This is a genomic window from Kitasatospora sp. NPDC001683, from assembly GCF_053596495.1.
Genome location: NZ_JBSFGK010000111.1, coordinates 1 through 22789 on the forward strand (window position 1 = coordinate 1; position 22789 = coordinate 22789).

Below are 22789 nucleotides of genomic sequence, written 5' to 3' on the forward strand. Positions count from 1 at the left end.
GACGGTGGCCGTCACCCGCGCGACGCCGGGGCGGGGTGGTCAGGCCGAGACGTGGTACCAGTAGCCGCCAGTGCGGAGGGTGACGTAGTGGACGTCGGTGCCCGTCTCCTTCGCCTCGTACATCATGTCCGCGCCGGTGGTGGGGTCGGTACCGGCGTAGAGCACGACGTGCACGGTGTTGTGCGCGTCGGTGCCGAAGTACTCGACGTCGCCGGGGCGGCGCTGGGATTCGGTGATCGGGGTGAGGTGCTTGTCCAGGGTCTGCTCGCTGGTGTCGCCGCCGTTGGCGAGGTCGATGCCGGCGCCGAACCAGTAGGCCGCCCGGACCAGGCCCGAACAGTCCAGGCCGTGGGTGGTGTTGGCCGGGCAGGGCTGGATCGAGCCGGTGTAGCCGTCGCAGGTGCCGAGGGACGGGCCGGGGCCCTCGCCGCGCAGGGAGTGGCCGCCGCCCCACACGTAGGGGACGCCCAGGTAGGACTTCGCCGCCTTCAGGACCTTGGTGGGGTCGACGGCGCCGCTGGGCAGCGGGGTGGGGGTGCTGGTGTAGAGGGCGTTCTTGGTGCCCGTGCCGACGACGCCGTCGATGGTCAGGGCGTGCGCGGCCTGGAAGTTGCGGACGGCGGTGTCGGTGGCCGGCCCGAACTGCCCGTCCGCGGTGAGGCGGCCCGCGTTGAAGGTGTTCAGCATGGTCTGCAGGGTGCTGACGCACGGGCCGCTGGCGCCGGTCTGCAGGGTGCCGCACTGGGTGCGCAGGTCGACGGTGCCGGAGGCGGCGGCCGCCGCCGCGTCGAGCGCCGACTTGGTGGCCGGGCCGACGATGCCGTCCGCGGTCAGGGTGTGCGCGGCCTGGAAGGTGCGCACGGCGGTGTCGGTGCCGGACCCGAACTGCCCGTCCACGGTGAGGTGGGCGCCGGTCAGATTGAGCTCCAGCTGGAGCTGGGTGACGCAGCCGTCGGCCTCGCCCTGCTGGAGGTTGGTCGGGCAGGCCGGGGAGGTGAGGGGGATCGGGGCCGGCGCGGTCGCGGCGGAGGCGGCCGCGGCGGTGTACGCGCCGACGCCCGCCAGTAGGGACGCCAGGGCCAGACCCAGCGACAACCGGCGCCGGGTGGGGAGGAGGGTGGTCACAGGAGGGTCTCCAGATCCGTGATGGTCCGTCGGGTTCGGTGCTCGGGTGTCGGCCGGGGTCACCGGGGTGATCACCGGGCCGGGCTAGAACTGTGCCTCACTCCGCGGCCCGTCCGGCAGGGGTTCTGACGTCCCATCAAAAACAGGGACGTCCCACGGCGCGGGCCGGCGGCGTGAGACGCGGAAGTGCCGGGTGGTCCCGTGGGAGGGAGCGCCCGGCACTGCCGCTGCGGGGGCTGCTCAGTGCTGGTAGTCGGCGGCCGGCTCCGCTGCCCGCGGAAAATACCCGCCTGGGGTATCGATAGTGTCTTGCGAGCCGTACCCCCCAGGGGTATAAATGAACCCGGCGTCGCCCCGATACCCCCCAGAGGTATGAGGGCCCCGGCCGCGCACGTACCTCGAAGTACCGACCTCGAAGTACCGACTGTCACGAGGAGCAACGATGACCACGCAGGCCCCCGCCTCCACGGAGGTGGAACTGTCGATCGGCGGAATGACGTGCGCCTCGTGCGCGGCCCGCATCGAGAAGAAGCTCAACCGGATGGACGGCGTCGCGGCCAGCGTCAACTACGCCACCGAGAAGGCGAAGGTCACCTTCGAGAGCGAGGTCGAGGTCGCCGACCTGATCGCCACCGTCGAGGCCACCGGCTACACCGCCGCCCTGCCCGAGCCCCCGGCCACCGAGAGCGGCGCCGCCGACCAGGCCGGGCCCGCCGACGAACTGGCCCCGCTGCGCCAGCGGCTGTTCACCGCGCTGGCCCTGGCCGTCCCGGTGATCGCGATGGCGATGGTGCCGGCCCTGCAGTTCGACGACTGGCAGTGGCTCTCGCTGACCCTCGCCGCCCCGGTCGTCACCTACGCCGCCTGGCCGTTCCACCGGGCGGCTTGGACCAACGCCCGGCACGGCGCCGCGACGATGGACACCCTGGTCTCGCTGGGCACCGGCGCCGCGTTCCTGTGGTCCCTGTGGGCGCTGTTCTTCGGCGACGCCGGCATGCCGGGCATGCGGCACGGCTTCGAGTTCACCATCGCCCGCAGCGACGGCGCCTCCGACATCTACCTGGAGGCGGCGGCCGGCGTCACCGCCTTCATCCTGGCCGGGCGCTACTTCGAGGCCCGCTCCAAGCGCACCGCCGGGGCTGCTCTCAAGGCGCTGCTGGAACTGGGCGCCAAGGACGTGACGGTGCTGCGCGGCGGAGCCGAGGTGCGGATCCCGATCGCCGAACTCGCCGTGGGCGACCGCTTCGTGGTGCGGCCGGGCGAGAAGATCGCCACCGACGGCACGGTGATCGAGGGTGCCTCGGCCGTCGACGTCTCGATGCTGACCGGCGAGTCGGTGCCGGTCGAGGTCGGGGTCGGTGACGGCGTCACCGGCGCCACCGTCAACGCGGGCGGTCGGCTGGTCGTCGAGGCGACCAGGATCGGCGCGGACACCCAGCTCGCCCGGATGGCCAAGCTGGTCGAGGACGCGCAGAACGGCAAGGCCGCCGCCCAGCGCCTCGCCGACCGGATCTCCGCGGTCTTCGTGCCGATCGTCATCACCCTCGCGGTCGCCACCCTCGGCTACTGGCTGGGCACCGGCGAGGGCTGGACCGCCGCCTTCACGGCAGCGGTGGCCGTGCTGATCATCGCCTGCCCGTGCGCCCTGGGCCTGGCCACCCCGACCGCCCTGCTGGTCGGCACCGGCCGCGGCGCCCAGCTCGGCGTGCTGATCAAGGGCCCGGAGGTGCTGGAGTCCACCCGCAAGGTCGACACCATCGTCCTGGACAAGACCGGCACCGTCACCACCGGTCAGATGACCCTGCTCGCCGTGCACACCGCCGCCGGCGTCACCGAGGCCGAGGTGCTGCGCCTGGCCGGCGCCCTGGAGCACGCCTCCGAGCACCCGATCGCCCGGGCGATCGCCACCGCCGCCGCCAGGGCCGGCGAACTGCCCGCCGTCGAGGGCTTCGAGAACGTGCCGGGCCTGGGCGTCCAGGGCGTGGTGGACGGCCACGCGGTGGTGGCCGGCCGGGAGGCGCTGCTCAACGAGTGGTCGCAGTACCTGCCGGAGCCGCTGGCCGAGGCCAAGAGCAGGGCCGAGTCGGCCGGCCGCACCGCGATCGCGGTCGGCTGGGACGGCGAGGCGCGGGCCGTGCTCGAGGTGGCGGACGCGGTCAAGCCGACCAGCGCCGAGGCCATCGCCAAGCTGCGCGGCCTGGGGCTGACCCCGGTGCTGCTGACCGGCGACAACCGGCTCGTCGCCGAGGCCGTCGCGGCCGAGGTCGGCATCCGGCCGGAGCACGTGATCGCCGAGGTCATGCCGCAGGACAAGGTCGACACCGTCAAGCGGCTGCAGGCCGAGGGCAAGGTCGTGGCGATGGTCGGTGACGGCGTCAACGACGCGGCCGCGCTCGCCCAGGCCGACCTGGGCCTGGCGATGGGCACCGGCACCGACGCCGCGATCGAGGCCGGCGACCTCACCCTGGTCCGCGGCGACCTGCTGGCGGCGGCGGACGCCATCCGGCTCTCCCGCAAGACCCTCGGCACCATCAAGAGCAACCTGTTCTGGGCGTTCGGCTACAACGTCGCCGCCCTGCCGCTGGCGGCGGCCGGGATGCTCAACCCGATGATCGCGGGGGCGGCCATGGCCTTCTCCTCGGTCTTCGTGGTCGGAAACAGCCTCCGGCTGCGCCGCTTCCGCTGAGCCGCCCCGCCGGGCGGGCTCCCGCCGAGCCCGTCTCCTCCGCCGGGCCGAGGCCCCGGAACCGACCCGGTTCCGGGGCCTCGGCGTGTCCCCTGCGGTCATCACGCACCGTAGTGAGGCCACCGGCGCCGGACCGCACCGCTTCGCCCCACTCCTGACCTGCACTTGGTGGGTGTTTTACGTGTACTTGGGGCAGTGCTCACCCAAGCCCTACCCCGCCGCGACCGGACCGAGATGTGACGCTCCGAAACTTGTTAGGCAAGCCTTTCCTGCCCTAGGTTCTCGTGCCGTCAGGCCGGTGCCCTGCGGCTGGTCCGTATGGCCGAACCCGCTTCCACGGAGGACCCTCACCATGCCCGGAACCGTCCGGCCGCTCGCGGCCCTGTCCCTCCTCGCCGCGTGCGCGCTCGCCCTCACCGGGTGCGGCAGCTCGGGCGGCAGCGCGGACAGCGCGTCCACCGCGGCCTCCGGCGCCGCGCTGGCCGGCCAGACCATCACCGTGTACAGCGGCCAGCACGAGCAGACCGTCAAGGCCCTGACCGAGGACTTCACCAAGCGCACCGGCATCAAGGTCGAGCTGCGCTCCGGCGACGAGGCCGAGCTGGCCAACCAGATCCTCCAGGAGGGCGACGCCTCCCCGGCCGACGTCTTCTACGCCGAGAACCCGCCCGCGCTCACCGTCCTCGGTGACAAGGGGCTGCTCGCCAAGGTCGCCCCCGACACCCTCAAGTCCGTTCCCGCCGCCGACAGTTCGGGCAAGGGCGACTGGGTCGGCATCTCCGCCCGCACCTCCGCCTTCCTCGCCGCCACCGGCAAGGGCGCCGACACCGCGCCGCCCGCATCGGTGCTCGACCTCGCCAAGCCCGAGTGGAAGGGCCGCCTCGGCATCGCCCCCAGCGAGACCGACTTCGCCCCGGTCGTCACCCAGGTCCTCAAGGCCAAGGGCGAGGACGCGACCAAGCAGTGGCTCAAGGGCCTCAAGGACAACGCCAAGGTCTACGACAGCAACGAGACCCTCTCCGCCGCCATCAACAGCGGCGAGGTCGAGGGCGGCGTCATCGACCACTACTACTTCTACCGGATGCGCGACGAGAAGGGCGCCGCCGGAACCCACGCGACCCTGCACTACTTCCCCAAGGGCGACCCGGGCTCGCTGGTCGACGTCTCCGGCGCCGCCGTCCTCCAGCACGGCAAGCACCAGGCCGCCGCCCAGGCCTTCCTCGGCTACCTCGCCTCCGCCCCCGCCCAGACCGTCATCGCCGACTCCGCCAGCTACGAGTACCCGCTGGTCACCGGCGTGCAGGGCAAGCCCGAACTGCCCGCCCTGGACACCATCGGCACCGTCGCCGACCCGGCGCAGCTCGGCGACGGCAAGCAGGCGCTGGGCCTGCTGCAGGACGCCGGTCTGCTCCAGTGACGGCCCCCGCGCGGACGATCCCCGTTGGCGGGCCGCGGTGGCGGTGGCGGGCCGCCGGCCTGCTCGCCCCCGTCGCCGTCGCCGTCGTCGCGGTGGTCGCCTCGCCGCTCGGCTTCGTCATCGCCCAGGCCGCGCAGGCCGGTTGGGAACAGACCCGGCGGCTGCTCGGCCGCCCGCTGATCGCCACCCTGCTCTGGCACACCCTGAGCCTGGCCGCCGCCGTCACCCTCGCCACCGCCGTCCTCGGCTTCGGCGCCGCCTACCTGGTCGAACGCACCACCCTGCCCGGCCGCCGGGCCTGGACCGTCGCGCTCGCCCTGCCGCTGGCCGTACCGGAGTTCGTCCGCGGCTACTCCTGGGTGTCGCTGTTCCGCTCCGTCCACGGCTACTGGGGCGCGGTGCTGGTGATGACCTGCTCGCTCTACCCGCTGGTCTTCCTCCCGGTCGCGGCCGCCCTGCGGCACGGCGACGCCGCCGCCGAGGAGGTCTCCCGCTCGCTCGGCCGCGGCCGCCTCGCCACCCTGTGGCGGGTCACCCTCCCGCTCACCCGGCCCGCACTGGCCGGCGGCGTGCTGCTCGTCTCGCTCTACCTGCTCGGCGAGTACGGCGCCTTCGCGATGCTGCGCTACACCACCTTCGCCACCGCCGTGTTCACCCAGTACAAGCTCGGCTTCGACGCGGCCTCCGCCTCCCTGCTCACCCTGGTGCTGGTCGCGCTCGCCCTGCTGCTGGTCACCCTGGAGGCCTGGGCCGGCCGCCAGGCGCGGGTCACCCGGCACGGCGCCCTGGCCCGCCCCGCCCCGCCCGTACGGCTCGGCGGCTGGACCGTACCGGCGCTCCTCGCCCTGGCCGCGCTGGTCGGCGTCTCGCTCGGGGTGCCGCTGTACGCGCTCGCGTACTGGCTGATCAAGGGCAGCTCCACCACCCTGCCCTCCGCCTCCGTCCTCGGTGCCACCCTGGCCACCCTCGGGTACGCGCTCGGCGCGGCCCTCGTCGCCACCCTCGCCGCCGTACCGGTCGCCCTGTACGGCTGGCGGCGCGGCACCCGGCCGGCCCGCGCGGTCGAGCGGATCGCCTACCTCACCCGGGCGCTGCCCGGCATAGCGGTCGCCCTCTCGGTGGTGTTCTTCGCCGTCCGCTGGGCCCGACCCCTGTACCAGCAGCCGCCGATGCTCGTCCTCGGGTACGTCCTGCTGTTCTTCCCGCTCGCGCTGACCGCCGTCCGCGCGGCCCTCGCCCAGGTGCCGCCCGGCGTCGAGGAGGCCGCCCGCTCGCTCGGCACCCGGCCGCTCGCCGTCCTCGGCCGGATCACCCTGCCGCTGGTGCTGCCCGGCCTCGGCGCCGCCGTCGCCATGGTCGGCCTCACCGCCTCCACCGAACTGACCGCAACCCTGCTGCTGCGCCCCACCGGCACCCAGACCCTGGCCACCCAGTTCTGGGTCTACACCAGCGGCCTCGCCTACGGGGCGGCCGCGCCGTACGCGGCCCTGATGGTCGCGCTGTCCGTGCCCTCCGTCCTGCTGCTGACCCGCCGTACCATGGGGCCTGCCCTCGACCGTCCTGGGGAGAACCAGTGACCGGACTGTCCGTCACCGACCTGCACGCCGCCCACGGGCGCAGCCCGGTGCTGCACGGCATCGACCTGACCGTGCCCGACGGCGCCCTCGCCTGCGTCCTCGGCCCCTCCGGCTGCGGCAAGTCCACCCTGCTGCGGGTGCTCGCCGGCTTCCACCCGGCCGCCGCCGGACAGGTCGAGTTGCACGGCCGGGTCCTGGACGACGGCCGCAGCCGGCTCGCCGCCGAACACCGGGGCATCGGCCTCGTCCCGCAGGACGGCGCGCTCTTCCCGCACCTGAGCGTCGCCGCCAACATCGGCTTCGGCCTGCCCCGTTCGCAGCGCCGCGCCCGGGTGGGGGAGTTGCTGGACTTGGTCGGCCTGCCCGGCCTCGGCGACCGCCGCCCGCACCAGCTCTCCGGCGGCCAGCAGCAACGCGTCGCGCTCGCCCGGGCGTTGGCGCCCCGGCCCCGACTCCTGCTGCTGGACGAGCCGTTCGCCGCCCTGGACGCCGCCCTCCGCGCCGAACTGCGCCGCGAAGTCGCCGCGACCCTGCGCCAGTCCGGCACCACGGCGGTCCTGGTCACCCACGACCAGGACGAGGCGCTCTCCTTCGCCGACACCATCGCCGTCCTGCGCCACGGCCGGATCGCCCAGTCCGGCACCCCGGACGAGCTCTACCACCGCCCGGCGGACCCCGCCGTCGCCACCGTCCTCGGCGAGGCCAACCTGATCCCCGCGAAGGTCGCGGGAGCCGAGGCCCTCACCCCCTTCGGCCCCCTCCCACTGCTGGAATCCGCCCCGGCACTCCGTACCGGGCCGGCCCTGCTCCGCCCCGGTCAACTCCGGCTCACCGCCGAGCCGGTGGCGGGCACCGTCCCCGCCAAGGTCCTCGGCAGCGACTTCCGGGGCCACGACCACCGCGTCGAACTCCGCCCGGAGGCCGCCGGACTGCCCGACGTCCTGATCGCCTCATCGGACCGCCCATGGCCGGTCGGCGGCGAGGCCCATGTGAGCGCCCTCGGCCCGATCCACCTCCTCCCGGAGGCCTGACCGGGGTCGGGGGGCGCACCGCCCTGACGGCCCCGGCGGGCGTGCCGGCCGTCAGAGCGGGTTGAGGCGGGCCTTGAGGAGGCAGAACTCGTTGCCCTCGGGGTCGGCGAGGACGTGCCAGTGCTCGTCGCCGGTCTGGCCGATGTCGGCCGGGCGGGCGCCGAGTGCCAGCAGGCGTTCGAGCTCGGCCTCCTGGTCTCGGTCGGTGGCGTTGACGTCGATGTGCAGCCGGGACTTGCCCGGTTCCGGCGTCTCCCGGCGGCTGAGGAAGAGCGTGGGCTGGGCGCCGCCGAAGCCCTCGCGCGGACCGATCTCGATGCTGCCGTCGTCCTCGCGGCCGAGCACCACGAAGTCCAGGACCTCGCACCAGAACCGGGCCAGCACCTCGGGCTCGCGGCAACCGAGGACGAGTTCACTGATGCGACATGCCATGGAGCGGAGCCCACTTTCAGCTGGGGGACTGCCGGTGCGGTCGCGAGAGACCGTACCGGTCGCAGGGGGCGGGCGCGAACGGTTTTCGGGACCTACGCCTCGTCAGGGAGTTCCACCGCCTGCCAGCGGTAGGCCGCGTCCTCCTGCCACACCTGCAGCTCGCCCTCCACGACCGCCGCCAGGCACAGCCGCCAGTCGTCCCCCATGGCGAGTGCGACCCGGGTGGCCGGGCGCAGGGTGGGCCGCCACCAGCGCGGGCGCCGGGAAGCGCCGCCGGCGGGGAGCCGCAGCCGTACGCCGCCCGCGCCGGCCAGGGCGACGGTGGGGCCGCCGCGGTGGCCGACCATGGCGATGCCGAGGGAGGGTTCGCCGTCGCCGATCTCGGTGCCGGCGCCGGGGGTGCCGAGGGTGTGCAGCTGGACGGAGCCGTCCGCGCGCAGGGTGGCGGCCTGCGGTCCGGCGGAGGCGCGGGCCAGTGCACCGGCGCGCAGGGCGCCGGGCGGGCCGAGCGGGACGGGCGGTTCGCCGGAGCCGGGCCGCCAGCTGAGCACCCGTTCGCGGTGCTCGACCAGGAGCAGCCAGGCGCCGGGCCGTTCCTCCTCGGCGGCGAGCACCCGGTCGGCGGGGCAGCCGGGGTGTTCCTGGCCGGTGAGGGTGAGGCCGGGGGCCCAGCGGTAGGAGCGCAGGGCGCCCGCGGCGGCGGTCCACACGGTGAGTTCGCCGGCCGCGCCGACCGCCCCGGCGAGGCCGCTGACCCCGCGGGCCGCCTCCCACCAGCCGGCCGCGGTGCCGACCCAGAGGGTGCCGGAGCGGTCTTCGGCGCAGATCACCAGTTCGCCCTGGCGTCCGGCCCAGCCCGCCGCCAACTCCCGTATCGCGCCCGGCCCCTGGCCGGCGGGCGGCCGGTGGCCGGTGCGGCCGGGCCCGGCCAGCGCGGTGCCGTCGGCGCCGCTGGTGACCACCAGGGGCCGGCCGGCCCGGTCGGGCAGTACGGCCAGGCCGGCGGTGCGCGCCACCGGGCGGTGGGCGCGCAGGAGTTCGCGGCCGCGGGCGGCCCAGGGGCCGAGCGGGGCGGGGCGGCGCTCGGGTTCGCGGGCGAGCGGTTCGCAGGCCCAGCGGGCCAGTTCCTCGCCGTAGCCGGCGGCGAGCAGTTCGGCGCGGGCCTGTTCGGCGGCGAGCCGGTGGTCGAGCCGGCCGTGGTCGGGCAGCAGCAGGGTGCGGGCGAGGGTGCCGACCGCGAAGAGGTCCTTGGCGGTGGTCGGGAAGCCGCCGACCTGCTCGGCCTCGGGAGGGACGTGGCCGGGGGTGAACACCGCGACGGTGAGGGTGTGGTCGAGCGGGGCGAGGAAGGTCAGGTCGATCAGTTTGACCAGGCCCTGGGCGTCGACCAGCACGTTGGCGGGGGAGATGTCGCGGTGCACCCAGCGCTTGCGGTGCAGCTCGTCGACGATCCGGCAGAGCCGGGCCAGCACTTCGGCGACGGCGGCCGGTCCGCCGCGCTGGGCGCGGGCCCAGGTGTGCAGCGGCACGCCCTCTACCCAGGGCGAGATCTGGTAGCCCATCAGTCCGCCGGCGGGCACCGTGCCGGGCCGGTGCGGGGAGGGGCCGAGCAGGAAGCTGGGCACCACCAGGTCGGTGACGCCGAGCCGGTGGGCGTTGTGCGAGACGTCGTCCCACCGGCCGAGCCAGCGCCGGACCTCGGACGGGTCCCGCTCCAGCATGATCTTCGCGGCGACGAGCTCCTTGATCCCGTTGTGCCCGGTGCGCACGGCCCGCCACACCTCCGCCTCGCCGCCCCGGTGGTGGAACTCCAGCAGCTCGTACTGTTCGGGGTCGAACTCGGGCCCGAAGCGGAGCCCGGGCACCCAACGAGACTCGGACACTCGACCCCCGACGCTTCTCACCGCTGTGGACGCGCGGCTGTCGAGCAGCTCGCGCCCGCCCAGGATAGTGCTCGTTCCTGTTCGTCCGCCCGGGGGAGGGCCTATTCTGATGGGCGCCCGAGCAACATCACGAAATAACGTCAACTCATGATCGTGCGGGGAACGTTGATCATGGAGTGGGACGCTCTCGAAGCGCAGGGGGACGGTGCATGGCGCAGCTCGTGGTGCTGCTGATCATCGTGGTGGCACTGGCCGGTGTGGCGGCGGTGGTGCTCGCCCGCAGGCGAACCCCCCTGGACCCGGCCGGAGTCGCCAAGGCGCTCGGCGCGGCCGCTGAGCAGCTCGCGGCGGGCAAGGCCCCGCAGGCGCGCCGCCGCTACGCCCGGCTGGCCCGCCAACTCGCCGGCGGGCCCGATGAACTGCGCCCCCAGCGCGGCCTCGCCCTGCTCGGTCAGGCCGAGGCCACCATCCCCACCGGTGACCAGCAGGCCACCCTCGCCCTGTACCGCGAGGCCTTCCCGCTGCTCACCGACCCGGCCCACCAGCTGCCCCGGTGGAGCCTGCGCCGCCTCTCCGACGAACGGATGCAGGCCCCGGACGGCGATCCCGGGCCGTTGCTCGCCCTCCTCCAGGCCACCGCCACCGGCGTCGAACCCGGCGAGGAGGCCGAGGCCGTCGCCCGCGCCCTGCGGTGCCTCCAACGGCAGTGCCGTGAGGGCAGCCCCGAACAGCGTGACCACGCCACCGCCCGGGCGCTGGCCGCCCTCCCCGGCCAGGACTGGCCGGTGCTCGCCCGCGCCGCCCTGCTGCGCGACACCGGCCGGGCCGCCGAGACCGAGCCGCTGCTCGCCGCGGCCGCCCCCGGCGGCAGCGGCGAACTCTGGTTCCGCTGGGGCGCCCAGCTGTTCACCCTGCACCGGGACGAACCCGCCGTCGCCGCCTTCGACGAGGCCCTGCGCCGCGGCCCCGGCGAGCCCTCGCCGTGGGGCCGCGGTTCGGCGTTGCGCACCGACAGCCTGCTCTTCCGCGGCCTCGCCCGGCAGCGGCTCGGCGCCACCGACGCCGCCTGGGCCGACCTCGCCGCGGCCGCCGGGGAGGACCCGAGCGACCCGCGCCCCCGCTACGCCCTCGGCCGGCTCGCCCTGCTGCTCGGCGCCGACGAGCGGGCCCGGGAACAGTTCGCCGCCGCGCTGACCGTCCAACCCTCCTTCGCCCCGGCCCGGTTCGGCCTCGCCCTGGTCCACGAACGGGCCGAGCGGCACGCCAAGGCCGCCGCCGACTACCGCACCGGCCTCGGCCAGGCCCCCGACTGGCGCCCCGCCCGGGTCCGGCTCGGCGCCGCCCTGACCGCCGCCGGGCAGCCCGCCGAAGCCGAGCCGATCCTGCGCGCCGAGGCCGACGACCAGCCGGACTCCCGCTGGAGCCGGATCGCCGCCTACCACCACGGCCTCGCCCTCGCCCGCACCGACGACCCGGCCGGCGCCCTGGCCCGCTGGGAGTCGCTGGACGACCCCGAACTGAACGACCGCCAGGCCCTCGCCCGCGACCGGCTCGCCCGCACCCTGCTGGCCACCGACCCGGCCGCCGCCCGCGAACACTGGCAGCGGGCCGCCGCCGAACACCCCGCCGCCCCCGGCTACCGGGCCGCGCTGCGCGAGGCGGCCCTGCGCGAGGCCGCCCACCTGCTGGTCACCGGCCGCGACAGCGCCGAGGCCCGCGCGGCGGCCACCGCCGCACTCGCCCTGGCCGACACCCTGCCCGGCGCGCTCACCCACCGGCAGGCCCGGCTGCGCGCCGCACTCGCCCTGGCCGAGGGCTCCACCGACCAGGTCACCGCCCTGCTCGACCCCGCCGCCGGGCTCCGCGACCGCTACCACCTGGCCGCCGCCGCGCTGCTGGCAGGCCGTCCGGTCCAGACCATCGCGCTGCTCGCCCCGCTGGACCCCGACCCGGCCGGCGACCCGGCACTCGCCCGGCTGCGCGCCCTGCTCGCCGAACGGGCCGGCAACTGGGGCGCGGCGCTGGACTGGTACCGGCACTTCCTGGGCGCCGGCACGGCGGCGGGCGGCACCGGGACCGTCGGTACGCCGGGCGGCGCTGGATCCGTCGGTACGGTCGGCGGCGCTGGGACCGCCGGTACGGCCGCGGGCGGCGCGCTGCCCGCGGGTGGTACGCAGCCCGGGCGGCCCATCGGGACGGGGCCGGTGCAGCCCGCCGGGGACGCCCACCCCGCCGCTGCCGCCCCGACCCAGGTGGTCGGCTGGATCCCCGCGCAGAGCGGGCCGGCGCCCGCGCCCGCGGCGGGGGCCACCGCTCCCGCCGCGGCCCCCGCCGGGGACTGCGCGCTCTGCGCCCGCCCCGCCACCGGCGCCTGCGGCGGCTGCGGCCGCGAGGCCTGCGCCGACCACCTGCACGCCCCCGCCGCGACCGGCTCGCCGCGCTGCACGCGCTGCGCCGGCCCCGCCCTGCGCGCCGTACTGGACTGCGCCCGCCGGGCCGGCACCCCCGAACAGGCCGAACCCGTCCTGGCTGCCTGGGCCGAGGCGCTCGGCGACAGCGCCACCGCCGGGCCGGTACGGCTCGACCTCGCCTTGCTGCGCGCCGAACTCGGCCGCCTCGACGAGGCCCTGGCCGACCTGCCGGCCGACGCCGGGGCCGCCCGGGCCGCCGTGCTGGTCCGCCGGGCCGGCGCCGCCCTCGCCGCCGAGCAGCCCGGACGGGCGGCCGGCGACCTGCGCCAGGCACTGACCCTCGCGCCCGGCCACCCGCAGGCGGCCGGCGCGCTGGTGCTGCTCGGCGAGCACGAGGCCCACCAGCACGCCGCCGAGGGCCGCCACCGCGAGGCCTACCAGGCCTACCGCGAGCTGCTGCTCAAGGACCCGGCCCACCCCCGCCTGCTGCACGCCCTCGGCCTGGCCGGCTACCGCTTCGCGGCGACCGCCCAGGAGCCCGACGAGCAGCTCTGGGCCTGGACGGTCGGCTGCCTGGTCGCCGCCCTGCACCGCGAGGAGCTGTGGGCGCAGACCGCCCGGATCACCGGCCGCCCGGCCGAACCGCAGCGGATGGCCGCCGCCCGCACCGCGCTCACCGACCGCCTCCGCGAGGACCTGCGCGCCCTCGACCGGGCCGCCGGGCGCAGCGGCGACGAGGTCACCGCCTGGACGCTGCGCCTGGGCATGGAGGCACACGCCGCGGACGCCTTCGCCCAGGAGGACGTCCGGATCACCCTGCCCGGCGGCCCCGCGCGCCGCCTGGTCGTCGGCCCGGTCCTGGACGGGCTGCTGCGCGCCGAGACCGGATCCGACGCCTGGGCCGAGGCCTTCGAGCAGGCCGTACGGGCCTGGCGGCGGCCCACCGGCCCCGACGCGCCCGCGCTCACCCGGGCCCTCGCCCTGTTCGGCGCGCTGGGCCCGCAGCAGTACCTCCACCTCCAGGGCCGCCAGGCCGCCGCCGTGGCCGCGCTGGACGCGGTGGCCGAGGGCGAGCGCGACGCGGCCTGGCAGGCGCTGCTCGGCGCGGCGCTGGTCAGCCAGGCCCGTGAGCACCACCGCAACCAGGACTGGCGGGAGGCACTGGACTGCCTGACCCGGGCCCGGACCGTCCCCGGCCCCGCGCTGCCCGCAGACACGGCCCGGATCGCCGCGGAGTGCGGCGTACGGGCCGCCCGCGCGCTGCTGAAGAACACCGTGGACGACCAGGCGGGCGCGGCCGAGCTGCTGGAGAAGGCGTTCGCGCTGGCCCCGGACGACCCCGAGGTGCGCGGTGACCTCGGCGCGACCTACGCCCAGTGGGCCCGCAAGATCAACAACGAGGAGAAGGACTACTCGCGCGCCCTCGACCTGCTCGCGAAGAGCCTCGACCTCGCCCCCGGCGACCCGACCGCCAAGCACTTCCTGCAGGCCGCGCTCGGCAACCGGGTCGGCCAGCTCAGCCGGGTCGACGCCTCGGACGAGGAGCTGGAGGAGGCCGTCGGACTGTGGCAGCGGCTGATCCAGCTCAGCGACGACCCGGAGCACCGGCACGGCATGGCCTTCGTGCTGCGCCAGCTCGCCCGCTCCGCCGCCTTCGCCGACGACGAGCCCCGCGCCATCGGCCGGATGATGCAGGCGCTGCTCTGGGACCCGGAGTGGGAGGGCGACGCCGGGACCGAGGCGAAGCGCCGGATCTCGGTGATGCTCGCCAACCACGTCATCGACACCATGCAGGACGAACCGTTCGAGGCCCAGGCCGCCGTGCTCCGCAAGGCCAAGTCCTACGACGACTCGACCGACATCCGCCGCCTGATGGTCAGCGTCTGGCGCGGCGAGGCGATCGGCCACTACGAGGCCCGCCGCTACGCCGTCGCGATCCAGCTGCTCAAGGAGGCCCTCGAGCTGTCCGGCTCGCCGGCGGACACCACGAAGCTGAACAGTGAACTCGGCATCGTCCTCAGCTCCTACGCCGTCGCCGAGGCCAACGCCCACCGCTACTGGGAGGCCCGCCAGCTGATCGCCGCGGCCCTCGAGTACAACCCGAGGGACCGGGAGCTGCTCGCGCTGCAGACACGGATCAACCGGCTCCGGTGACCGGCAACCGTACCGGGAGCCTCCGTCGTCGTAGACCGTGCGTCCGGCCGTCGGCGACCCGTCGTCCCGTCAAGTGTCGTGAACCGTGAGGAGAGGGGCCACCCGACATGCCACTGCACGAACCGTCGCCGTACGAGGTCCTGGGCATCCCGCCCACGGCCGGGGTGCGCGAGATCAACCTGTCGGTCGGGAAGGCGCTGAAGGCGGGCCGGTTCACCCGCCAGCAGATCCAGGACGCCGCCGCGCTGCTGCGCAACCCGGACCGGCGCCTGGAGGTGGACCTCCAACAGCCGCTCCCGCCCGAGCCGGTGGACCAGGCCGCCGACCTGCTGGCCCCCGCGCTCGCCGAACCGCTGCTGGTGATCGAGCGCCCGCCGCTGCCGCCCGCCCCGGCCCTGCTCGCCCTGCACCGGGCCGAGTCCGCCGCCGACTTCGTCGAGCCCGCCCCCGGCGGCGCCGACCCCGAACCGCCCGTCCCCGCCCGCTACGCGGCCGACCTGTCCGTGCTGCCGCAGATCGAGGTTCCGGAATGACCGACGCACCGATCGCATCCCTGCTCGACGGCCACCTGCCGCTGGAGGTCCCGCCCGGCGTCGAGTCCGTCGACCTGGAGGCCAAGTTCACCCAACTGCTCTTCCGGGCGTCCCTTTTGGGGAACAAGCTGACCGAGCAGAAGCAGCAGGCCCGGGCCGAGCAACGGGAACTGCTGGGCGTCCTGGTCGAGGTGGACGACGCGCTCGCCGCGCTCGGCCTGGACCGCGAGCTGGTCGCGCACGGTCGCGGCGCCGGGCTGGAGGCCACCCGCCGCCGGCTGCTCGGCCGGCTCGCCAAGGCCGGGGTGAAGCCGATGCGGCTGGACGGCCTGGCGGCGGACCCGGCGCTGACCGAGATCGTCGGCGTCGAGGTGCGGCCGGGGGTGGCGCCGGAGACCGTGGTGCAGACCGTGGTGACCGGATTCTTCTGGGAGCAGGAGGTGCTGCGCCGGGCCCAAGTGGTCGTCGCCGCACCGGAGTCGGCGCTGCCGCCGGCCGAGGACCCCAGGACCGGGCTGCTAGAGCCCGGGCAGTCCGACGGCCTCGAGGAGTCCGACGGCCACGAGGAGCCGGAGGCAGTCGAGACGGCGTCCGGGACCGAGCCCGAGCCCGAGCCCGAGCCCGAGCCCGAGCCCGAGCCCGTCGAGGCCCCGGCCAGGCCGGTACCGCCCAGGGTCCGTCGCCAGGCCAGGGCGGCGGGCCGCCCGGCCAAGCGGGCCAAGCGCAAGAAGTAGCCAGGACCACGAGGGGCAAGAGGGGAACGACATGTACCGCACACTCGGCATCGACCTGGGCACCACCAACTCGGTGGTGGCCCACCTGCGCCGGGGCGAACCGGAGATCATCTTCAACCGGCAGAACCAGGAGGCCACGCCCTCCGTGGTCGGCAGCGGCCGCAAGGGCGAGCTGCTGGTGGGCTCGACCGCGCGCAGCCGGATCGCCATCGACGGCGCCAACGTGATCCGCTCGGTCAAGCGCTTCATGGGCCGCAAGTTCAAGGACCCGCAGGTGCAGGCGGCCCTCAAGGAGGTCGACTACAAGGTCACCGCGGGCACCGACGGTGACGTCAACGTCTGGTTCAACGGCCGCTCCTACACCCCGATCGAGATCTCCGCGATCATCCTGCACCGGCTCAAGCAGGACGCCGAGCAGCGTCTCGGCGAGCCCTTCCACCGGGCCGTCATCACCGTCCCCGCCTACTTCGGCGAGCGGCAGGTCGCCGCCACCCAGGAGGCGGGCCGGATGGCCGGCCTGCACGTGCTGCGGATCATCAACGAGCCGACCGCCGCCGCGCTCGCGTACGGGCTGGCCAGCGAGGCCGGCGACGAGGGCCGCACCGTCCTGGTGTACGACCTCGGCGGCGGCACCTTCGACATCTCCATCCTGCTGCTGGTGCCCGGTTCGGTCTCGGTGCTCGGCATCGAGGGCGACAACCTGCTGGGCGGTGACGACTTCGACCGTGCGATCACCACCGCGCTGCTGGAGGACATCCGCGAGGAGTACGGCGCCGACTACCAGCCCGACCTGCGCGACCGCCCGAAGATCGCCTCCACCGCCGAGACGGTCAAGATCGAGCTCTCCAACCAGCAGTCCTCCGAGGTCATCCTGCCCGGCCTGGGGTCCGGACAGCTGGTGCTGGAGACGGAGTTCGAGCGCGCTCGCTTCGAGGAGCTGATCGAGGCCCAGATCGAGCGGACCATCGAGCTGACCCACAAGGCCATCATGCAGGCCAACCTGACCGTCGGGGACATCGACGAGGTGGTGCTGGTCGGCGGCTCGACCTCGATCCCGCTGGTCGAGCGGCGGCTCGGCGAGGTGTTCGGCACCCGTCGGATCAAGCGCGGCGTCAACCCGATGCAGTGCGTGGCGCTCGGCGCGGCCGTGCAGTCCGCGCTGGTCGGCGAGGTGGAGTGCCCCGAGTGCCGGGCCCCCGGCGACCTGTCGGCCTCCAACTGCGCCAACTGCGCCACCTCCCTGCTCGGCGGCGACCGGGTCTCCTGCCCGACCTGCCACATCCCGGTGGACGCCGAGGCCACCGCCTGCCCCAAGTGCGCGCAGGACATGGCCGGTTCGGCCGACGCCGGTACCGGGACCGGCGCCGGGGCGACCATCCCGAAGCAGTCCCAGACCACCACCGTGGTGCGCGGCGACAACTGCCCGCGCTGCGGCACCCCGGCCGCCCCCGGCGTCACCGCCTGCGAACTGTGCGGCGAGGCGCTCAACTCGGCCGCCCCCGGCCACACCAAGGTGGCCTCCACCGCCGCCGAGGACGTCGGCCTGCGCTGCGCCTCCTGCGCCCGGGTCAACCCGCCGGGCAGCGAAGTGTGCGCCGGCTGCGGGGAGTTGATGCAGGTCACCAACCCCTTCGACATCACCCCGAAGAACCTGGGCATCGAGCTCAACGACGGCCGGCTGGCCGTCATCATCCCCAAGAACACCAGCTACCCGACCAGTTCGCCGGTCAGCCGGGAGTTCGTGGTCTCCGGCAGCGGCCGGCAGCGGCTGGAGATCGCGGTCTACGAGGGCGAGCACGAGATCGCCCAGCAGAACGAGCTGATCGGCCACCTCACCCTGCGCCTGCCCGAGGGCCTCGGCGGCCGCACCCCGGTCGAGGTCTCCTTCGGCCTCGACCGCGACCGCACCATCACCCTGTCGGTGCGGATCCAGGGCGGCGCGGAGAAGACCGTCAAGCTGGAGCGGGTCACCCTGGACCCGGAGCTGAAGGTGCAGGTCGAGGAGCAGCAGCGGCAGATCGAGACCTTCACCGACCGCTGGGGCGGGGAGCTCACCGAGGCCGAGATGCGCGAGGCCCAGCGGCTGATGGACGCCCTGGACGACCTGGCGGCCGGGCAGACCCGCGGCCAGTCGGTGGACGAGGCGCTGGAGCGGGCGCAGCGTCAGCTCAAGGCCCAGCGCTGGGTGCGCGGTTCGGAGGCGTACCTGAGCCTGTTCATCCACTACTGCGAGAAGCACCTGGACCCGAGCGACCTGGACCGACTGCGCTCGGTGGCCGCCGAGCTGCGGCTGCGCCGGGAGGCGGCCGACTGGGAGGGCGCGGTGCGCGCGGCCCAGAAGGCGGACGAGCTGTGCGACTCGCTCGGGCACACCTTCCGGATGCTCACCATGTGCAACGTCTACGTGAGCCAGAACATGATCTCGCCGGCCCTGGCGCAGCGGATCATGGCGGAGCTGCGCGGGCTGGACGACGCGGTGGAGGCGCCCAACATGGAGGCGGTCAACACCCACATGTCGAACCTGCTGGCCCTGTACGCGCAGGCGCAGCGGGAGCTCGGCAGCGAGCCGGCCGCCGAGTCGCTGGGCCCGGTCCGTCCGGAGGAGGCCGGTCCGCGATGAGTGCCGCGACGAGTGCCGGGGCGGGCGCCGGGATGAGTGCCGCGACGACTGCTGTGGCGCCCCTGGACGTGCTGTGCCCGCTGTGCAAGGTGCCGGCGGACCGGCAGTCGCTCGGCTGCCCGTCCTGCCGGGAGGACCTGAGCGCGCTGTTCCGGCTGCGTTACGCCGCTCGGATCGACTACAACCGGGCGCTGGAGGCCCTGGCAGCCGGTGACATAGCGTTCGCGCTCGGATTGCTGCACCGCGCGGTGGTGGCCGAACCGGGGCTGGAACCGGCCCGGGAGCTGCTGGAATCACTGAGCGTGTCCGGGTTCGCGGGGCCGGCGGCCTCGGGGTGGGAGGGCGACACGCCCTCCGAATGACCAATTCGACCGTTCCCGGACTGCCGTCGAGTTCGATCGGTGCGAGTGTGATCGTCACACGGAACTTCGCCACCCTCACAAGGAGTGACGCAATGCGTATTCGCACCACCCTCGCCGCCACCGCGCTCGCCGCGGTGGCCGTCCTCGCCGGTGCCGGCACCGCCTCCGCCGGCAGCGCGACCGCCAACGGCATCGCGACCAACTCGCCCGGCGTGTTCTCCGGTAACCAGATCCAGATCCCGATCAACTTCGAGACCAACATCTGCGGCAACACGATGAACGTGTTCGGCCTGCTCAACCCGACCGTCGGGAACGTCTGCATCAACGGCTGACCGGAGCGCCGGGGCCGTCCGTCGAAGGAGACGGGCGGCCCCGGCGTCGTGTCGGTACCCCCGTTCGGGGGTGGCGGCGCGGGACCGGGAGCCGCGACCATGGTGCCCGTCCCGCACCGCCGCACCCAGGAGCCAGCCCGTGCCGACCACGCCGACCCCGCGCAGCTACGCCTCCGGCACCTCGGACGTCCCGCTGCTGGGCGACACCATCGGGGAGAACCTCGACCGCGCGGTGCGCGCCTTCCCCGACCGCGACGCCCTGGTCGACCGTCCCACCGCCCGCCGCTGGACGTACGCCCAATTCGGCGCCGACGTCGATGCGCTGGCCCTCGGCCTGCTGGAACTCGGGATCGCCAAGGGCGACCGGGTCGGCATCTGGGCCCCCAACTGCGCGGAGTGGACGCTCACCCAGTACGCCACCGCCAAACTCGGGGCGATCCTGGTCACCGTCAACCCGGCCTACCGGGCGCACGAGTTGGAGTACGTGCTGAACCAGGCCGGGATCCGGCTGCTGGTCGCCGCGGAGAGCTTCAAGACCTCGGACTACGCCGGGATGATCGAGGAAGTCCGGCCGCGCTGCGCCGGGTTGGAGCGCGTGGTGCTGCTCGGCAGCCCCGCCTGGGACGCTCTGCTGACGGCCGGCCGCGCGGCCGATCCCGGCCTCCTCGCCCTCTTCGCCGAACGCCAGGGCGAGTTGGCGCCGGACGACCCGATCAACATCCAGTACACCTCGGGCACCACCGGCTTCCCCAAGGGTGCCACCCTCTCGCACCACAACATCCTCAACAACGGTTACTTCGTCGGCGAGTTGCTGAACTACGGCGAGCAGGACCGGATCTGCATCCCGGTGCCCTTCTACCACTGCTTCGGCATGGTGATGGGCAACCTCGCCGCCACCTCGCACGGCGCCTGCATGGTCATCCCGGCCCCCTCCTTCGAACCCGGCGCCACCCTGGCCGCCGTGGCCGCCGAGCGCTGCACCTCGCTGTACGGCGTGCCGACCATGTTCATCGCCGAACTCGCCGACCCGGAGTTCGCCCGCTACGACCTCGGCAGCCTGCGCACCGGCATCATGGCCGGCTCGCCCTGTCCGACCGAGGTGATGAAGGCGGTCATCGAGCGGATGGGCATGGCGGAGGTCTCGATCTGCTACGGCATGACCGAGACCTCGCCGGTCTCCACCCAGACCCGCACCGACGACCCGGTCGAGCGCCGGGTCTCCACGGTCGGCCGGGTCGGCCCGCACCTGGAGGTCAAGGTCGTCGACCCGGCCACCGGTCGCACCGTCCCGCGCGGCGAGCCCGGCGAGCTGTGCACCCGCGGCTACTCCGTCATGCTCGGCTACTGGGACGAGCCCGAGCGCACCGCGGAGGCCGTCGACGCGGCCCGCTGGATGCACACCGGGGACCTCGCGGTGATGGACGAGGACGGCTACCTCGCCATCACCGGGCGGATCAAGGACATGGTGATCCGCGGCGGGGAGAACCTCTACCCGCGGGAGATCGAGGAGTTCCTCCACACCCACCCCGACATCCTGGACGTCCAGGTGATCGGCGTCCCCGACCCGAAGTACGGCGAGGAGCTGATGGCCTGGATCCGGATGCGCGAGGGCGCCGAGCCGCTCACCGCCGAGGCGGTGCGCGCCTACTGCACCGGCCGGCTCGCCCACTTCAAGGTGCCGCGCTACGTGCACGTGGTCGAGGAGTTCCCGATGACGGTCACCGGCAAGATCCGCAAGGTGGAGATGCGCGAGCTGGCGGTACGGATCCTCGACCTCTAGCGCCACCGTTCGGGCGCGCACCGTCGGCGCACGCTCGCCCGCGCGGGTGGAACACCGCCCGCGTGGGCATGCGGCGCCCCCGGAGTGCGCACATGCCTCGGCATGACGACTCGCACTCGCGCCCTCGCCGCCGACGTGGCCCTCGCCCTGCTGACCGCCCTGGCCCTCGCCGCGCCGGCGGCCCCGGCCCACGCCGCCGCACCCGACCGCCCGGCGGCCACCTGCGGCCAGATCGTCGCCCAGACCCGCCAGGACCTCGCCAACGCCGGAGCCCCGACGAACGACACCGACTGGCAGGACGTCCGCGACGACGCCCAGGACTTCGTCGACTCCCACCCCTACGGCGGCGCCGGCACCAACAAGCTGCGCCAGGACATCAACCGGCTGAACGCCACCTGCGCCCCCTGACCGGCGGACTCCGCCGGCGTCACCGGAGGGTCAGTACCGCCCGCCGAAGGCCTGGTCGCTGGGCACGACCTCGCGGCCCAGCGGCATCAGCGAGATCGGGATCATCTTGAGGTTGGCCCAGCCGAACGGGATCCCGATGATCGACAGGAACAGCGGGATGCTGGTGGCCAGGTGCGCGAGGGCCAGCCACCACCCGGCGAAGACGAACCAGATCACGTTCCCGACGCAGGACGCCGCCCCGGCGTCCGGGCGCTCGACGGTGGTCCGCCCGAACGGCCACAGTATGAAGCCGGCGATCCGGAACGAGGCGATGCCGAACGGGATGGTCACGATCAGCACGCAGCAGATGATGCCGGCGATGGCGTACCCGATGGCCATCCAAATGCCACAGAAAATCAGCCAGATGACATTGAGAACGAAGTCGATGACCTTCATGGGGCGTACCTTCTCACGGCTGGTGGCGTTGAACTACGACCATGCCATGCCCGCCGACGAGCGTGTCCACGCCCTTAGGGGTTGAGCCTCAGGGATCGGTCCGGGTCGCCGCGTCAGTTGCCGGCGGTGGCGAGCTTGGCGGCGAAGCCGAGGAAGAGGGCGCCGGAGCCGACGGTCAGGCCGGCGGAGAGGCGCCGGTGGCGGCGGAACTGGGCGGACAGGTAGGTGCCGCCGAAGATCAGGACGGAGATGTAGGTGGTGCTGATCGCCTGGTAGACGAGGGCGAGCAGGCCGAACGAGAGGGCGGGGTGGGGGTAGGCGGGGTCCACGAACTGGACGAAGAAGGAGAGGAAGAACAGGATCGCCTTGGGGTTGAGCAGGGTGATCAGCAGCGAGCGGCGGAACGGGTGCTCGGCCTTGACGGGCTCGGTCTCGGGAGCGGGCCGTTCGCCGGGGCGGTTGCGCCACACGGCCACGGCGGCGCGGATCATCCCGATCGCGATCCAGACCAGGTACCCGGCTCCGGCGAACTTGACGACGGAGAAGACCAGTTGGTTCGCCTTCAGGAGGGAGGCGATCCCGGCCGAGGTGAGGAGCATCAGCAGGGCTTCGCCGATGAACATGCCGGCGGCCGCCCGGTAACCGGTCCGCACCCCCCGGCGGCTCGCGACCGAGAGCGTGTAGAGCGAACTCGGCCCCGGCAGCAGGATGATGAGCAGGGCCCCCAGGGTGTAGGTGGGCAGATTGGTGACACCCAGCATTCGGCGCTCCTTCCTGGGCGGTGGTGCCCGGTCCGGCATCCCGAGCAGTCCGACGGCCCGGCGGTGGGAGGCGATGCGGCTGCGGGAGGCAATGCGGCGGTGGGCGGC

Annotated in this window: 17 protein-coding genes; 12 read left to right on the forward strand and 5 right to left on the reverse strand. The window is 74.3% G+C overall.

Annotation, left to right across the window (positions count from 1 at the left end; genetic code table 11):
* Window positions 1-39: 39 nt before the first annotated feature.
* The gene (locus ACWCYO_RS35310; protein WP_449786514.1) at window positions 40-1125 is read right to left on the reverse strand and encodes an NlpC/P60 family protein; all 1086 of its coding nucleotides are present in this window, start codon (window positions 1123-1125) and stop codon (window positions 40-42) included.
* Window positions 1126-1567: 442 nt separating this feature from the next.
* Here ACWCYO_RS35310 and ACWCYO_RS35315 point away from each other — a divergent pair, with 442 nt between their 5' ends.
* From ACWCYO_RS35315 to ACWCYO_RS35330, 4 genes are all read left to right on the forward strand, one after another.
* Window positions 1568-3811 (forward strand): heavy metal translocating P-type ATPase, encoded by a 2244-nt coding sequence (locus tag ACWCYO_RS35315; RefSeq protein ID WP_449786515.1) that lies wholly within the window; start codon window positions 1568-1570, stop codon window positions 3809-3811.
* 352 nt (window positions 3812-4163) lie between these two features.
* The gene (locus ACWCYO_RS35320; RefSeq protein ID WP_270148524.1) at window positions 4164-5228 is read left to right on the forward strand and encodes an iron ABC transporter substrate-binding protein; all 1065 of its coding nucleotides are present in this window, start codon (window positions 4164-4166) and stop codon (window positions 5226-5228) included.
* Window positions 5225-6805 carry an ABC transporter permease gene (locus ACWCYO_RS35325; protein ID WP_449786516.1) on the forward strand — a complete coding sequence of 527 codons (1581 nt, stop codon included), beginning with the start codon at window positions 5225-5227 and terminating at the stop codon, window positions 6803-6805. The genes ACWCYO_RS35320 and ACWCYO_RS35325 overlap by 4 nt, the downstream gene beginning before the upstream one ends.
* Entirely contained in the window at window positions 6802-7836 is a 1035-nt protein-coding gene (locus tag ACWCYO_RS35330) for an ABC transporter ATP-binding protein (protein ID WP_270148526.1), read from the forward strand. Before ACWCYO_RS35325 ends, ACWCYO_RS35330 begins: the two co-directional genes overlap by 4 nt.
* A 51-nt stretch (window positions 7837-7887) precedes the next feature.
* On the opposite strand, the gene ACWCYO_RS35335 is transcribed toward ACWCYO_RS35330, so the two are convergent.
* Window positions 7888-8268 carry a VOC family protein gene (locus tag ACWCYO_RS35335; RefSeq protein WP_270148527.1) on the reverse strand — a complete coding sequence of 127 codons (381 nt, stop codon included), beginning with the start codon at window positions 8266-8268 and terminating at the stop codon, window positions 7888-7890.
* A 92-nt stretch (window positions 8269-8360) separates the two neighbouring features.
* The gene (locus ACWCYO_RS35340; RefSeq protein ID WP_449786517.1) at window positions 8361-10133 is read right to left on the reverse strand and encodes a serine/threonine protein kinase; all 1773 of its coding nucleotides are present in this window, start codon (window positions 10131-10133) and stop codon (window positions 8361-8363) included.
* A gap of 227 nt (window positions 10134-10360) precedes the next feature.
* Here ACWCYO_RS35340 and ACWCYO_RS35345 point away from each other — a divergent pair, with 227 nt between their 5' ends.
* The 8 genes from ACWCYO_RS35345 to ACWCYO_RS35380 all read left to right on the forward strand — a co-directional run bounded on the left by ACWCYO_RS35345 (window position 10361) and on the right by ACWCYO_RS35380 (window position 21485).
* Window positions 10361-14716 carry a hypothetical protein gene (locus ACWCYO_RS35345; RefSeq protein WP_449786518.1) on the forward strand — a complete coding sequence of 1452 codons (4356 nt, stop codon included), beginning with the start codon at window positions 10361-10363 and terminating at the stop codon, window positions 14714-14716.
* 107 nt (window positions 14717-14823) lie between these two features.
* Window positions 14824-15249, forward strand: a complete 426-nt coding sequence (locus ACWCYO_RS35350; protein ID WP_449786519.1) for a hypothetical protein — start codon at window positions 14824-14826, stop codon at window positions 15247-15249.
* Window positions 15246-15983: a nucleotide exchange factor GrpE gene (locus ACWCYO_RS35355; RefSeq protein ID WP_449786520.1), complete on the forward strand. Its 738-nt coding sequence runs from the start codon at window positions 15246-15248 to the stop codon at window positions 15981-15983. Before ACWCYO_RS35350 ends, ACWCYO_RS35355 begins: the two co-directional genes overlap by 4 nt.
* 31 nt (window positions 15984-16014) lie before the next feature.
* Window positions 16015-18603, forward strand: coding sequence for an Hsp70 family protein (locus tag ACWCYO_RS35360; protein WP_449786521.1), 2589 nt, complete (start codon window positions 16015-16017; stop codon window positions 18601-18603).
* On the forward strand, window positions 18600-18965 hold the full coding sequence (locus ACWCYO_RS35365; RefSeq protein WP_449786522.1) for a hypothetical protein: 366 nt from the start codon (window positions 18600-18602) through the stop codon (window positions 18963-18965). The genes ACWCYO_RS35360 and ACWCYO_RS35365 overlap by 4 nt, the downstream gene beginning before the upstream one ends.
* Window positions 18966-19057: 92 nt before the next feature.
* Window positions 19058-19297, forward strand: coding sequence for a chaplin (locus tag ACWCYO_RS35370; RefSeq protein WP_270148538.1), 240 nt, complete (start codon window positions 19058-19060; stop codon window positions 19295-19297).
* 139 nt (window positions 19298-19436) lie between these two features.
* Window positions 19437-21077: an AMP-binding protein gene (locus tag ACWCYO_RS35375; protein WP_270148540.1), complete on the forward strand. Its 1641-nt coding sequence runs from the start codon at window positions 19437-19439 to the stop codon at window positions 21075-21077.
* 102 nt (window positions 21078-21179) lie between these two features.
* The gene (locus ACWCYO_RS35380) at window positions 21180-21485 is read left to right on the forward strand and encodes a hypothetical protein (protein WP_270148541.1); all 306 of its coding nucleotides are present in this window, start codon (window positions 21180-21182) and stop codon (window positions 21483-21485) included.
* Between the two features lie 30 nt (window positions 21486-21515).
* On the opposite strand, the gene ACWCYO_RS35385 is transcribed toward ACWCYO_RS35380, so the two are convergent.
* Together ACWCYO_RS35385 and leuE are read right to left on the reverse strand one after the other, a co-directional pair.
* The gene (locus tag ACWCYO_RS35385; protein ID WP_449786523.1) at window positions 21516-21920 is read right to left on the reverse strand and encodes a YccF domain-containing protein; all 405 of its coding nucleotides are present in this window, start codon (window positions 21918-21920) and stop codon (window positions 21516-21518) included.
* A gap of 113 nt (window positions 21921-22033) precedes the next feature.
* The gene (gene leuE, locus ACWCYO_RS35390; RefSeq protein ID WP_270148543.1) at window positions 22034-22681 is read right to left on the reverse strand and encodes a leucine efflux protein LeuE; all 648 of its coding nucleotides are present in this window, start codon (window positions 22679-22681) and stop codon (window positions 22034-22036) included.
* Window positions 22682-22789 lie beyond the last annotated feature (108 nt).

Excerpts from the sequence above, each read along its gene's own strand:
- ACWCYO_RS35315 (WP_449786515.1), top strand. The coding sequence starts at position 1,568 with ATGACCACGCAGGCCCCCGCCTCCACGGAGGTGGAACTGTCGATCGGC.
- ACWCYO_RS35320 (WP_270148524.1), top strand. The coding sequence starts at position 4,164 with ATGCCCGGAACCGTCCGGCCGCTCGCGGCCCTGTCCCTCCTCGCCGCG.
- ACWCYO_RS35335 (WP_270148527.1), bottom strand. The coding sequence starts at position 8,268 with ATGGCATGTCGCATCAGTGAACTCGTCCTCGGTTGCCGCGAGCCCGAG.
- ACWCYO_RS35345 (WP_449786518.1), top strand. The coding sequence starts at position 10,361 with ATGGCGCAGCTCGTGGTGCTGCTGATCATCGTGGTGGCACTGGCCGGT.
- ACWCYO_RS35350 (WP_449786519.1), top strand. The coding sequence starts at position 14,824 with ATGCCACTGCACGAACCGTCGCCGTACGAGGTCCTGGGCATCCCGCCC.
- ACWCYO_RS35355 (WP_449786520.1), top strand. The coding sequence starts at position 15,246 with ATGACCGACGCACCGATCGCATCCCTGCTCGACGGCCACCTGCCGCTG.
- ACWCYO_RS35360 (WP_449786521.1), top strand. The coding sequence starts at position 16,015 with ATGTACCGCACACTCGGCATCGACCTGGGCACCACCAACTCGGTGGTG.
- ACWCYO_RS35365 (WP_449786522.1), top strand. The coding sequence starts at position 18,600 with ATGAGTGCCGCGACGAGTGCCGGGGCGGGCGCCGGGATGAGTGCCGCG.
- ACWCYO_RS35370 (WP_270148538.1), top strand. The coding sequence starts at position 19,058 with ATGCGTATTCGCACCACCCTCGCCGCCACCGCGCTCGCCGCGGTGGCC.
- ACWCYO_RS35380 (WP_270148541.1), top strand. The coding sequence starts at position 21,180 with ATGACGACTCGCACTCGCGCCCTCGCCGCCGACGTGGCCCTCGCCCTG.
- ACWCYO_RS35385 (WP_449786523.1), bottom strand. The coding sequence starts at position 21,920 with ATGAAGGTCATCGACTTCGTTCTCAATGTCATCTGGCTGATTTTCTGT.
- leuE (WP_270148543.1), bottom strand. The coding sequence starts at position 22,681 with ATGCTGGGTGTCACCAATCTGCCCACCTACACCCTGGGGGCCCTGCTC.